Origin of the sequence: Pseudomonas sp. PSPC2-3 (assembly GCF_049898265.1) — a bacterium.
Taxonomy (GTDB): Bacteria; Pseudomonadota; Gammaproteobacteria; order Pseudomonadales; family Pseudomonadaceae; genus Aquipseudomonas; species Aquipseudomonas veronii.
The window spans coordinates 83,371-96,089 of record NZ_JAFCXJ010000001.1; the positions used below are offsets into that span (position 1 = coordinate 83,371).

Annotated in this window: 10 protein-coding genes; 8 read left to right on the forward strand and 2 right to left on the reverse strand. The window is 62.9% G+C overall.

Annotated elements, in window-relative coordinates:
• Positions 1 to 63: 63 nt before the first annotated feature.
• The 3 genes from ACP7E3_RS00390 to rarD all read left to right on the forward strand — a co-directional run bounded on the left by ACP7E3_RS00390 (position 64) and on the right by rarD (position 4,263).
• Positions 64 to 1,962, forward strand: coding sequence for a PhoX family protein (locus tag ACP7E3_RS00390; RefSeq protein WP_046489087.1), 1,899 nt, complete (start codon positions 64 to 66; stop codon positions 1,960 to 1,962).
• A 322-nt stretch (positions 1,963 to 2,284) separates the two neighbouring features.
• Positions 2,285 to 3,259 carry a serine/threonine protein kinase gene (locus ACP7E3_RS00395; RefSeq protein ID WP_017847850.1) on the forward strand — a complete coding sequence of 325 codons (975 nt, stop codon included), beginning with the start codon at positions 2,285 to 2,287 and terminating at the stop codon, positions 3,257 to 3,259.
• 119 nt (positions 3,260 to 3,378) lie between these two features.
• On the forward strand, positions 3,379 to 4,263 hold the full coding sequence (gene rarD / locus ACP7E3_RS00400) for an EamA family transporter RarD (protein ID WP_017847851.1): 885 nt from the start codon (positions 3,379 to 3,381) through the stop codon (positions 4,261 to 4,263).
• Between the two features lie 222 nt (positions 4,264 to 4,485).
• Here rarD and ACP7E3_RS00405 read toward each other — a convergent pair whose 3' ends face one another.
• Positions 4,486 to 5,004 (reverse strand): glycine cleavage system protein R, encoded by a 519-nt coding sequence (locus ACP7E3_RS00405; protein ID WP_017847852.1) that lies wholly within the window; start codon positions 5,002 to 5,004, stop codon positions 4,486 to 4,488.
• A gap of 388 nt (positions 5,005 to 5,392) precedes the next feature.
• On the opposite strand from ACP7E3_RS00405, the gene ACP7E3_RS00410 reads away from it, so the two are divergent.
• Entirely contained in the window at positions 5,393 to 7,570 is a 2,178-nt protein-coding gene (locus ACP7E3_RS00410) for a malate synthase G (RefSeq protein WP_046381831.1), read from the forward strand.
• A gap of 156 nt (positions 7,571 to 7,726) precedes the next feature.
• Here ACP7E3_RS00410 and ACP7E3_RS00415 read toward each other — a convergent pair whose 3' ends face one another.
• Positions 7,727 to 8,173, reverse strand: coding sequence for a response regulator (locus tag ACP7E3_RS00415; RefSeq protein ID WP_108524939.1), 447 nt, complete (start codon positions 8,171 to 8,173; stop codon positions 7,727 to 7,729).
• Positions 8,174 to 8,420: 247 nt separating this feature from the next.
• Between ACP7E3_RS00415 and ACP7E3_RS00420 the strand changes: the two genes are divergently transcribed.
• The 4 genes from ACP7E3_RS00420 to ACP7E3_RS00435 all read left to right on the forward strand — a co-directional run bounded on the left by ACP7E3_RS00420 (position 8,421) and on the right by ACP7E3_RS00435 (position 12,628).
• On the forward strand, positions 8,421 to 10,343 hold the full coding sequence (locus tag ACP7E3_RS00420; RefSeq protein ID WP_032804651.1) for a DUF294 nucleotidyltransferase-like domain-containing protein: 1,923 nt from the start codon (positions 8,421 to 8,423) through the stop codon (positions 10,341 to 10,343).
• On the forward strand, positions 10,340 to 11,047 hold the full coding sequence (locus ACP7E3_RS00425; RefSeq protein WP_057005411.1) for a 3'-5' exonuclease: 708 nt from the start codon (positions 10,340 to 10,342) through the stop codon (positions 11,045 to 11,047). The genes ACP7E3_RS00420 and ACP7E3_RS00425 overlap by 4 nt, the downstream gene beginning before the upstream one ends.
• Positions 11,048 to 11,144: 97 nt before the next feature.
• The gene (locus ACP7E3_RS00430; RefSeq protein WP_426122102.1) at positions 11,145 to 11,663 is read left to right on the forward strand and encodes an RNA polymerase sigma factor; all 519 of its coding nucleotides are present in this window, start codon (positions 11,145 to 11,147) and stop codon (positions 11,661 to 11,663) included.
• Positions 11,660 to 12,628: a FecR domain-containing protein gene (locus ACP7E3_RS00435; protein ID WP_046381829.1), complete on the forward strand. Its 969-nt coding sequence runs from the start codon at positions 11,660 to 11,662 to the stop codon at positions 12,626 to 12,628. Before ACP7E3_RS00430 ends, ACP7E3_RS00435 begins: the two co-directional genes overlap by 4 nt.
• Positions 12,629 to 12,719 lie beyond the last annotated feature (91 nt).

Consider the following 12,719-nt stretch of genomic DNA (forward strand, 5'->3'; position numbering starts at 1 on the left):
AACTGCAACAATTTCGTCATGCCCGCTCCTTATGGTGTCTGCAAAAACCGCAGGGAGCCTGACATGAGCCTATTAGAAGAAAACCAAGCCACCGACCTCGAACAGATGGTCGGCCTCACCCGCCGCCGCTTCATCGGCGCCGGTGCCCTGTGCGGAGCCGCGATGTTCCTCGGCGGCAACCTGCTGACCCGCAGCGCGCTGGCCGTGAATGCCGCCAACGCCAGCCCGCTGCTGGGGTTCGCCAGCATCGCCGCCGCCACCAGCGACAGCATCACCCTGCCGCCCGGCTACAGCGCCTCGGTGCTGATCAGTTGGGGCCAGCCGCTGCACAAGAATGCCCCGGCGTTCGACCCGTCCGGCAACGGCACGGCCAAGGCCCAGGAGCAGCAGTTCGGTGACAACAACGATGGCATGAGCCTGTTCGCCTTCCCCGGCGACGACAACCGCGCGCTGATGGCGATCAATAACGAATACACCAACTACCGCTACCTCTTCGCCCACGGCGGCGCGCCGCAATCGGCCGAAGACGTGCGCAAGGCCCAGGCCAGCGAAGGTGTGTCGGTGATCGAAGTGCGCCGCCAGGGCGACACCTGGCAGTTCGTCCAGGACTCGCGCTACAACCGGCGCATCCACGGCAACTCGCCGATCCGCCTGAGCGGCCCGGCGGCCGGCCATGACTGGCTGAAAACCAGCGCCGACAAATCCGGCAAAAAAGCCCTCGGCACCTTCCAGAACTGCGCCAACGGCAAGACGCCGTGGGGCACTTATCTGACGTGCGAAGAGAACTTCACCGACTGCTTCGGCAGCAGCAACCCACAACAAACCTTCGACGCCGGGCAAAAGCGCTACGGCGTGGTGGCGGCGAGCAAAGAGATCAACTGGCACCTGCACGACCCGCGTTTCGATATGGCCAAGAATCCCAACGAACTCAATCGCCATGGCTGGGTGGTGGAAATCGACCCGTTCGACCCGCACTCCACTCCCGTCAAACGCACCGCCCTTGGCCGCTTCAAGCATGAAAACGCAGCCCTCGCGGAAACCCGCGACGGCCGCGCCGTGGTGTACATGGGCGACGACGAGCGCGGCGAATTCATCTACAAGTTCGTCAGCCGCGACCCGATCGACCACCAGAACCCCAAGGCCAACAAAGACCTGCTCGACCATGGCACGTTGTTTGTGGCGATCTTCGACGCCGGCGACGGCAACGCCGACCACCCCAAGGGCAACGGCCAATGGGTCGAGCTGACCCATGGCAAGAACGGCATCGACGCCAGCACCGGTTTCGCCAGCCAGGCCGAAGTGCTGATCCATGCACGCCTGGCTGCCAGTGTGGTGAAAGCCACGCGCATGGACCGCCCGGAATGGATCGTGGTCAGCCCCACCGACGGCCAGGTCTATTGCACCCTGACCAACAACGCCAAGCGCGGCGAAGACGGCCAGCCGGTCGGTGGGCCCAACCCACGCGAGAAAAACGTCTACGGCCAGATCCTGCGCTGGAAGCCCAACGCCGATAACCACGGCGCCGCCGATTTCACCTGGGATCTGTTTGTGGTCGCGGGCAACCCCGGCGTGCATGCCGGTACGCCGAAGGGCGGCTCGTCGAACATCAACCCACAGAACATGTTCAACAGCCCCGATGGCCTGGGTTTCGACAAAGCCGGGCGCCTGTGGATTCTGACCGACGGTGACTACAGCAACGGCGGCGACTTCGCCGGCATGGGCAATAACCAGATGCTCTGCGCCGACCCCAACACCGGCGAAATCCGCCGTTTCATGGTCGGGCCGGTGGCGTGCGAGGTGACGGGGATCAGCTTCTCGCCGGATCAGAAGACCTTGTTCGTGGGGATTCAGCATCCCGGCGAAACCGGTGGTTCGACGTGGCCGGAGCATCTGCCCAATGGCAAGCCGCGTTCGTCGGTGATGGCGATTCGGCGGGATGATGGTGGGATCGTGGGCGCCTGACAGACCGCTATCGGGGGCAAGCCCCCTCCCACATGTTGATTTGTGAATACCTTCAACTGTGAGAGGGGGCTTGCCCCTGCCACATGTTGATTTGTGAATACCTTCAACTGTGGGAGGGGGCTTGCCCCTGCCACATGTTGATTTGTGAATACCTTCAACTGTGGGAGGGGGCAAGCCTCCTGCCACATTTTGATTTGTGAATACCTTCAACTGTGGGAGGGGGCTTGCCCCCGATAGCAATGGCACAGCCGCCCCCTATCTCAAGCCCGGTGCGTTACCATACCCGGCCGGACGCGGCGCCCTGCTGCGCGCAGGAGTTCGCATGGCCCATCCGTTTGAAACACTCACCCCCGACCTGGTGCTCGATGCTGTCGAAAGTATCGGATTCCTCAGCGATGCGCGCGTATTGGCGCTCAACAGCTACGAAAACCGTGTGTATCAAGTGGGCATCGAAGACGCCGAGCCGCTGATCGCCAAGTTCTACCGACCGCAGCGCTGGAGCAACGAAGCGATCCTCGAAGAACACAGCTTCACCTTCGAGCTGGCCGAGTGCGATGTGCCGGTGGTCGCGCCGATGATCCATAACGGCTCAAGCCTGTTCGAACACGCCGGGTTCCGCTTCGCTCTGTTCCCGCGCCGTGGCGGCCGGGCGCCGGAGCCGGGCAATCTGGACCAGCTCTATCGCCTTGGCCAGTTGCTCGGGCGCTTGCACGCGGTCGGCGCGACCCGCCCGTTCGAACACCGCGAAGCCCTGGGCGTGAAGAACTTCGGCCACGACTCCCTCACCACCCTGCTCGAAGGCAACTTCATTCCCAAAAGCCTGCTGCCGGCCTACGAGTCCGTGGCCCGCGACCTGCTCAAGCGTGTGGAAGAGGTGTACAAGGCCACGCCGCACAAGAACATCCGCATGCACGGCGATTGCCACCCCGGCAACATGATGTGCCGCGACGAGATGTTCCACATCGTCGACCTCGATGACTGCCGCATGGGCCCGGCCGTACAGGACCTGTGGATGATGCTCGCCGGCGACCGTCAGGAATGTCTGGGCCAGCTGTCGGAGTTGATGGACGGCTACCAGGAATTCCACGATTTCGACCCGCGCGAACTGGCGCTGATCGAACCGCTGCGGGCCTTGCGCCTGATGCACTACAGCGCCTGGCTGGCGCGGCGTTGGGATGACCCGGCGTTCCCCCACAGCTTTCCGTGGTTCGGCAGCGAGCGGTATTGGGGTGATCAGGTGTTGGCGTTGCGCGAACAGTTGTCGGCGCTCAACGAAGAACCGCTGAAACTGTTCTGACGGCGTTGCTTCCTGTGGGAGGGAGCAAGCCCCCTCCCACATAAAGCACTGCAGGCCCCACGAGCAGACAAATATCCTTACAATCGCGCTTTGTTAGCTGCCTAAGCAAGGATTCTGCAATGCACGCCGCCAACCCCCGCAAGGGCTACATCCTGGGCCTGAGCGCCTATGTCATCTGGGGTCTGTTCCCGCTCTATTTCAAAGCCATCGCCAGTGTCCCCGCCGCCGAAATCATCGTACACCGCGTGCTCTGGTCGGCGCTGTTCGGCACGCTGTTGCTGATGGTCTGGAAACACCCCGGCTGGTTCCGCGAACTGCGCGATAACCCGCGGCGCCTGGCGATCCTGGCGCTCAGCGGGGCGTTGATTGCGGCTAACTGGCTGACCTATGTGTGGTCGGTGAACAGCGGACGCATGCTCGAAGCCAGCCTGGGTTACTACATCAACCCGCTGGTGAACGTGTTGCTCGGCATGCTGCTCCTCGGCGAACGCCTGCGCCGCCTGCAATGGCTCGCCGTCGGTCTCGCCGCCGCGGGGGTGGCGCAACAGGTGTGGCAGGTGGGCAGTTTGCCGTGGGTGTCGCTGGCGCTGGCGCTGACCTTCGGTTTCTATGGCCTGATCCGCAAGCAGGCGCCGGTCAAGGCACTGCCGGGGCTGGTGGTGGAAACCTGGATGTTGGTGCCGATCGCCGTCGCCTGGTTGCTGTTCAACCCGTCGGCGCACAGCGCGCAGTTGGCATTCTGGAGTACGTCCGAAGCCTGGTGGCTGGTGGCCGCCGGCCCGGTGACGCTGATCCCACTGGTGTGCTTCAACGCCGCCGCACGGCATTTGCCCTACACCGCCCTGGGCTTTTTGCAGTACGTGGCGCCGACCCTGGTGCTGCTCGAAGCGGTGCTGCTGTTTGGTGAACAACTGGCAACCAGCACGCTGATCGCCTTCGCGTTTATCTGGGCCGGCCTGGTGGTCTACAGCCTGGACGCCTGGCTGACCGTGCGCAAACGCTGATCAAATAACGTACAAACTTCTGCAAGCCACGGCCCGCATGGCTTGCAGAGATCCACCCCAAGGTTATCCACAACCTGATCCCCGCCATTTGTGTACAAGCCCTTGAAACTGCTCGTTTTTTGCTCAGCTGACGGAGAAGCACGGCCGGCGTGGCCTGGCGCCGGGTCTCTACAGGTTATCCACAGGCCCATGCAAGATTTCCATGCATAACCTTGTGGGTGGCTATTCCTCGCGGCGCAGTTCCAACTCCACCATCAAGTCGTCGGCCAGGGTTTCCAGGGCCGCTTGCAGGGTGTCCAGCGCCAAGCCAGACGGCACCGCCAGTGATGCATCGGCGTGGAACAGCGGATCGCCGCTCATCGGCGCCGGGCGCACGTCGGTGCTCAAGCGTTCGAGGTTCACCCCCTGCTTGCTCAACAGCGCGGTGATCTCACGCACGATCCCCGGCCGGTCGTTGCCCACCAGCGTCATGGTGATCGGTTTGGACGCCGCCGCCTGCCCGGCGCCGCTCTCGCCCACCAGCACGCGAATGCCGTGTGTGGATAAGTCCTCCAGCGCATTCACCAGGGCCTGACGGTTCTCGGCGGGAACGCTGACCCTCAGAATCCCGGCAAACTGCCCGGCCATGTGCGCCATGCGGCTCTCCAGCCAGTTGCCGCCGTGGGCCGCGATGTTCTGCGCAATGCGTTCAACCAGGCCGGGTTTGTCGGCGGCAATGATAGTGAGTACAAGATGGTCCATGGCGAAGCCCTCTGGAATTCAATCTACAAGGTGGACGCAGATGCCCCCGAAAACAAATCGTGTACCATTTTTATATTTATCTGGAACAATCCATCTGTTTCTTGAGAACATCCAAGACCCCACTGTGACCATACGACCAAAGTGGGTCGCTAAACGACGTATTTAGTCTAATTTTCACAAGCGCAAGTCATCATGTAGTATGCGCAATCGCGCACTACATAACGTTGGGTCGATGTCTGCCACGGCAACCATGCTCCGCGACACAGCCTGCCCAGCCGCCTTCACAGGCATGTACCGGCGCAGCGTGCCCGCGGTTTAAATGGCCAGAGGCTTCATTGGTAAATTGAAAAGCTGAAAAGCGCATAAGCTCCGCAGAGTGAGGCAAGCAATGACTGAACACGTTCAAGTCGGTGGCCTGCAGGTCGCCAAAGTCCTGTTCGACTTCGTGAACAACGAAGCCATTCCCGGTACCGGCATCACTGCCGACCAGTTCTGGGCCGGTGCCGACAAGGTCATCCACGACCTGGCACCGAAGAACAAAGCCCTACTCGCCAAACGCGACGATTTCCAAGCGCGGATCGACACCTGGCACCAGACTCACGCCGGCCAGGCGCATGACCCGGTGGCCTACAAAGCCTTCCTGCAAGATATCGGATACCTGCTGCCAGAAGCCGCAGACTTCCAGGCCTCGACCCAAAACGTCGATGACGAAATCGCCCGCATGGCCGGCCCCCAGCTGGTTGTGCCGGTGATGAACGCCCGTTTCGCCCTCAACGCCTCCAATGCGCGCTGGGGCTCGCTGTATGACGCGCTGTATGGCACCGACGCCATCAGCGAAGCCGACGGCGCCGAAAAGGGCCAGGGCTACAACAAGGTGCGCGGCGACAAGGTCATCGCCTTCGCCCGCGCCTTCCTCGACGAAGCCGCACCGCTCAGCGCCGGCAGCCACGTCGATTCCACTGGCTACAAGATCGTTGACGGCAAACTCGTGGTCAGCCTCAAAGGCGGCAGCAACAGCGGCCTGCGCGACGATGCCCAGTTGATCGGTTTCCAGGGCGACAGCGCCCAGCCGATTGCGATCCTGCTCAAACACAACGGCCTGCATTTCGAAATCCAGATCGATGCCAGCACCCCGGTCGGCCAGACCGACGCGGCCGGCGTCAAAGACGTGCTAATGGAAGCCGCGCTGACCACCATCATGGACTGCGAAGACTCCGTCGCCGCCGTCGATGCCGACGACAAAGTGGTGATCTACCGCAACTGGCTCGGCCTGATGAAAGGCGACCTGGCCGAAGAAGTGGCCAAAGGCGGCAAGACCTTCACCCGCACCATGAACGCCGACCGCGTCTACACCGGCGTGAACGGCCAGGACGTGACACTGCACGGTCGCTCGCTGCTGTTCGTGCGCAACGTTGGCCACTTGATGACCATCGACGCGATCCTCGACAAAAACGGCAACGAAGTACCGGAAGGCATTCTCGACGGCCTGCTCACCAGCCTGGCGGCGATCCACAGCCTCAACGGCAACAGCAGCCGCAAGAACAGCCGCACCGGCTCCGTGTACATCGTGAAACCGAAAATGCACGGCCCGGAAGAAGCGGCGTTCACCAACGAGCTGTTCGGCCGCATCGAAGACGTGCTGAACCTGCCGCGCAACACCCTCAAGGTCGGGATCATGGACGAGGAGCGCCGTACCACGGTCAACCTCAAGGCCTGCATCAAGGCCGCCAGCGAGCGCGTGGTGTTTATCAACACCGGCTTCCTCGACCGCACCGGCGATGAAATCCACACCTCCATGGAAGCCGGCGCGATGGTGCGCAAGGCCGCGATGAAGGCGGAAAAATGGATCGGCGCCTACGAAAACTGGAACGTCGATATCGGCCTCGCTACCGGCCTGCAAGGCCGTGCGCAGATCGGTAAAGGCATGTGGGCCATGCCCGACCTGATGGCGGCGATGCTCGAACAGAAAATCGCCCACCCGCTGGCCGGCGCCAACACCGCCTGGGTGCCGTCGCCGACGGCGGCTGCGTTGCACGCGTTGCACTACCACAAGGTCGACGTGTTCGCGCGCCAGGCCGAACTGGCCAAGCGCGAGCGCGCGTCGCTGGACGATATCCTGACCATCCCGCTGGCGAACAACCCTAACTGGTCGGACGAAGAGATCCGCAACGAGCTGGACAACAACGCCCAGGGCATCCTCGGTTATGTGGTGCGCTGGATCGACCAGGGCGTCGGCTGCTCGAAAGTGCCGGACATCAACGACATCGGCCTGATGGAAGACCGCGCCACCCTGCGCATTTCCAGCCAGCACATCGCCAACTGGCTGCGCCACGGCGTGGTCACTCAGGATCAGGTGATGGAAAGCCTCAAGCGCATGGCGCCGGTGGTAGACCGTCAGAATGCCGGGGATGCGTTGTACCGCCCGCTGGCGCCGGACTTCGATAGCAATATCGCGTTCCAGGCGGCGGTGGAGTTGGTGATTGAAGGCACCAAACAGCCTAACGGTTATACCGAGCCGGTGTTGCATCGCAGGCGTCGGGAGTTCAAGGCTAAAAACGGCCTGTAAATGAAAAAGCCCTGGTCTTGCGATCAGGGCTTTTTCTTTGAGGCTTGTGGTGTCCGGAATGGCCTCATCGGGGGCAAGCCCCCTCCCACAGGATGTACGCGGTCAACTGTGGGAGGGGGCTTGCCCCCGATGAGGCCATTACATACACCGCAAAAATCAGGAACTCATCCCCAACTCGCGCTTGACCATCTTCGCCAACTTCACGCTATCAATCGGCTTGAGCAGAAAGTCCACCACGCTCAAATGCATCGCATCGATCACATCCAGCGCTCCGGCGTTCCCGGACACAACGATGATCGGCAACGCCGCGCGCTCGGATTCGCGCACTTCGCGAATCAACTGGAGGCCGTTGCTCGGCGCCATGCGCAGGTCGGTGATCAGCAACCCAATGGAGCGGCTCGACTTCAAGAGTTTCAAGGCTGCCTCACTACTCTCGGCGGTCATGCAGCGAATCCCGTCCAGGCCCAGGATTTCCGCCAGCAGTTCGCGCGCATCCTTGTCGTCGTCGACGATCAACACGCGTTGTGGCGGTAAATCAGGCTTCAGCATCACAGCGCTCAGCGCTTCGCGCTCGGCATCACTCAAAATATCGTGGTCGGACATACGGTTCTCAGCTAGCTCTCATCAATCTCCCAGCACACTCGTCAGACATCTGCGGAAGGGCGAACAATGTGCACTTCGTCGGAAAGTTTGCCTAGTGGGCGTTCTACGGGGTTTGGACGATCGTCATGTAAGGTTTTTCCCTAGTTATGCGCCGTTTTCATCGACCTAGACTTACGTCCAATGGGCACCCGCCGTGCAGGAGTCGACCATGCAGGACGATAACGACAAAAACATCGCGGTCATAGTTATGAGTAAAGCTGATGCATTCGCCCAGGCGGGAAAAACTGCGGTGTTGCAGAACATCCACGGCACCTTGCAGTTCCTGCAACGCTTCCCGCCGTTCAACCAAATGGAAAACGCGCACCTCGCGTTCCTGGTAGAGCAGTGCCAATTGCGCTTTTATGGCCCCGGCGAAAGCATCCTCAAGCCGTCGGCCGGGCCGGTGGAGCACTTTTACATCGTCAAGCAGGGCCGGGTCATCGGCGAACGGCCGGATTCGGCCGAACCCACCTTTGAGATTGCCACCGGCGAGTGCTTCCCCCTTGCGGCACTGCTGGGCGAACGTGCGACGCGCACCGAGCACAAGGCCGCCGAAGACACCTTCTGCCTGCAACTGAACAAGCCGGCGTTTATCAAGCTGTTCGCGCTGTCCAGCGAGTTCCGCGATTTCGCCTTGCGCGGCGTCAGCAGCCTGCTCGATCAGGTCAACCAGCAAGTGCAGCAAAAAGCCGTGGAAACCCTCGGCACCCAATATTCCTTGAACACCCGCCTCGGTGAGTTGGCCATGCGCCACCCGGTGACGTGCAGCCCGGCTACACCGTTGCGCGAAGCGGTGACGCTGATGCACGAGCAACAGGTCGGCAGCATTGTGATCGTGGATGAGCACAAGGCGCCCCTGGGGATCTTCACCCTGCGCGATCTGCGCCAGGTGGTGGCCGACGGCACCAGCGATTTCACCCTGCCGATCGACGCACACATGACCCATGCGCCGTTCTTCCTCACCCCGGACCACAGCGCCTTCGACGCCGCCATCGCGATGACCGAGCGGCATATCGCCCACGTGTGCCTGGTCAAAGACCAGCGTCTGTGCGGCGTGGTGTCCGAGCGCGACCTGTTTTCCCTGCAACGCGTGGACCTGGTCCACCTGGCCCGTACCATCCGCAACGCGCCCAAGGTGGAAAACCTGGTGGCGATACGCGGCGAGATCGGCCAGTTGGTGGAGCGCATGCTGGCCCATGGCGCGTCGTCGACCCAGATCACCCACATCATTACCCTGCTCAACGATCACACCGTGTGCCGAGTCATCGAGCTGACCCTCGCCGACAAAGGCGACCCCGGCGTGCCGTTCACCTGGTTGTGTTTCGGCAGCGAAGGCCGGCGCGAGCAGACGCTCTACACCGACCAGGACAACGGCATCCTGTTCGACGCCAAGGACGCCGCCGAAGCGGCTGAGATCCGCGCGCGCCTGCTGCCCCTCGCGCAGCAGATCAACCAGAGCCTGGCGCAGTGCGGCTTCACCTTGTGCAAAGGCAACATCATGGCCGGCAACCCCGAGCTGTGCCTGTCGCGGGCCGAATGGGCGCGACGGTTTGCGGCGTTCATCCGCGAAGCCACGCCGGAGAACCTGCTGGGGTCGACCATCTATTTCGACCTGCGGGTGGTGTGGGGCGATGAACAGGGCTGTGAACAACTGCGCCAGGGCATTCTCGACCAGGTCGCGGATAACCGCCTGTTCCAGCGCATGCTGGCGGAGAACGCCTTGCGCCAGCGCCCGCCGGTGGGGCGCTTCCGCGATTTCGTGCTGACGCGCAAAGGCGGCGAAAAAGCCACCCTCGACCTCAAGGTGCAAGGCCTGACGCCCTTTGTCGACGGCGCGCGCCTGCTGGCCCTGGCCAACGACGTCCACGCCATCAACACCCTGGAGCGCCTGCGCCAGTTGGTGGTCAAGGAAGTGATCGAGCCGCTGGATGGCGCCGCCTATGAAGAGGCGTATCACTTTATCCAGCAAACCCGCATGCAGCAGCACCAATTGCAGATGCGGGAAAACCAACCGTATTCCAACCGCGTCGACCCCGACAGCCTCAACCATCTGGACCGGCGCATCCTGCGCGAATCCCTGCGCCAGGCCCAGCGCCTGCAAAGCAGCCTGACCGTGCGGTATCAGCTGTGAACTTATTTGGTTGGTTGCGCACGGCCAAACCCCATCTCGACGCAACACAACAGCAGCGCCTGGCGCAGTTACCCCAGCCGGTCGCGCTGGGCGACGCGGCATTGCGCAGCCAGCGCTGGGTGGTGCTGGACCTGGAAACCAGCGGCCTGAACCTCAACCGCGATCAGGTGTTGTCCATCGGTGCGGTGGTGATCGAGGACGGCGCGGTGGATTTTTCCCAGATGTTCGAGCGCACCCTGCAACGCGCCGAAACAAAACTCAGCCCCAGCGTGCTGATCCACGGTCTCGGCCCCAGCGCGATCGCCGCCGGCAGTGACCCGGTGGACGCGTTGCTGGATTTCATGGAGTTCGTCGGCGACAGCCCGTTGCTGGCCTTCCATGCGCCGTTCGATCAACACATGCTGGCCCGGGCGCTCAAGGACAGCCTGGGTTATCGCCTGGCCCATACCTTCCTCGACGTGGCCGACATCGCCCCGCTGCTGTACCCCGAGGCGCTGCTGCGCGAAGCCGGGCTGGACGACTGGATCGACCACTTCCACCTGCAGGTGGGCGAACGCCATCACGCCAGCGCCGACGCCCTGGCCACTGCGGAGCTGATGCTGATCCTGCTCAGCCGCGCGCGCCAGCAGCACATCGACACACCGCGCGCCCTGCAAGCACGTTTGAGCCAATGGAAACGGCGCAAGCAAGCGCCATCGTTTTAATAGCACCGCCGGACAGACGCCAATTGCGCCCGCTGCACGCCTCTGACACAATCGCGAATAATTCTCGTTAGTTTAAACTTGTTTATTCGGTGATGCCTTGTCGTCGGTCCAGACCCCACACAGTGAGCTTGTCGGTGCGTTGTATCGCGACCATCGCGGCTGGCTGCTGGCCTGGCTGCGGCGCAATGTGGCCTGCCCGAGCCGCGCCGAAGACCTGAGCCAGGACACCTTCATGCGCCTGCTCGGCCGCGACGGGTTGCGCGAACCCCGCGAGCCCCGCGCCTTCCTGGTGGCGATCGCCAAAGGCTTGCTGTTCGACTACTTCCGCCGCGCCGCCCTGGAACAGGCCTACCTCAGCGAATTGATGCTGATCCCGCAAAGCGAACAGCCGTCGCCGGAAGACCAGCAACTGATCCTCGAAGACCTCAAGACCATCGACCGCCTGCTCGGCACGCTGTCGAGCAAGGCCCGCGCCGCGTTCCTCTACAACCGCATCGACGGCCTGGGCCACGCCGACATCGCCCGGCGCCTCGGCGTGTCGGTGCCGCGCGTGCGCCAGTACCTGGCCCAGGGCATCCGTCAGTGCTACATCGCGTTGTATGGCGAGCCGCTGTGAGTGCGATCAGTTGCAAACCGGTGTCAGCTCGGGTGCTGGATGCGGCGATTGCCTGGCAGCTGTCCCTCGACTCAGGGGACGGCAGCGCCGTGGAACAGGAGGAGTTCGCCAAATGGCTGGCCAGCGATGCAGAACATGCCCGCGCCTGGCGCCAACTGGGCCTGCTCGACCAGCGCTTCAGCGTGGCCTCGGGCCCGGCGCGGGCGGCGTTGTTGCAGTCACGCGAGGGCATTCGCCAGCGCGTGCGCAAACTCGGCAGCGGCCTGGCGAGTATCGCACTGGTCTGCGGCCTGGCCTTGTTTGCCGGGGAACGTTATGTACCGCTCCACTATTGGCTGGCCGATCAACGCACCGCCACCGGCGAACAACGCACGCTGACACTGGCGGACGGCACGCAGATCAACCTCAACACCCACAGCGCCATCGATGTGCGCTTCGATGAAAAACGCCGGCTGATCGTGTTGCAGGAAGGCGAAATCCTCGTCGAAACCGGCCACAACGATGCGCGCCCGTTCTATGTGCAGACCCGCGACGGCAGCCTGCGCGCACTGGGCACGCGGTTTATCGTCAAGCGCGAGGACGCCGCCACGCGCCTGAGCGTGCTGCAATCGGCGGTGGCCGCGCAACCCGAGGCGCTGCATCAGGAACAGATCTTCAAGGCCGGCCAGCAAGTGCTGATGCGCAGCGACAGCCTCGGCCCGCTGCTCGCCGTCACCCCCGCCACCGACGCCTGGACCCGCGGCATGCTGGTGGTGGACAACGCCCGCCTGGGCGATGTGGTCGAGGAACTGAGCCGTTATCGCCGCGGCTACCTGGGTGTGGATAACGCCGTGGCCGACCTGCGCATCACCGGCAGCTTCCCGCTGCACGACACCACCCTGGCGCTCAACGCACTGCTGCCGACGCTGCCGGTGCGGATCGAACAGCGCACGCCGTGGTGGGTGACGGTGAAGGGTAGGCCCTAGGTCCGGCGGTGTCGGGGATATTGCTCGCGCGAGAAATCCCGCTCCCACCTTCGACCGCGTTGTATCAGGCTGAACGCGGTCGAATGTGGGA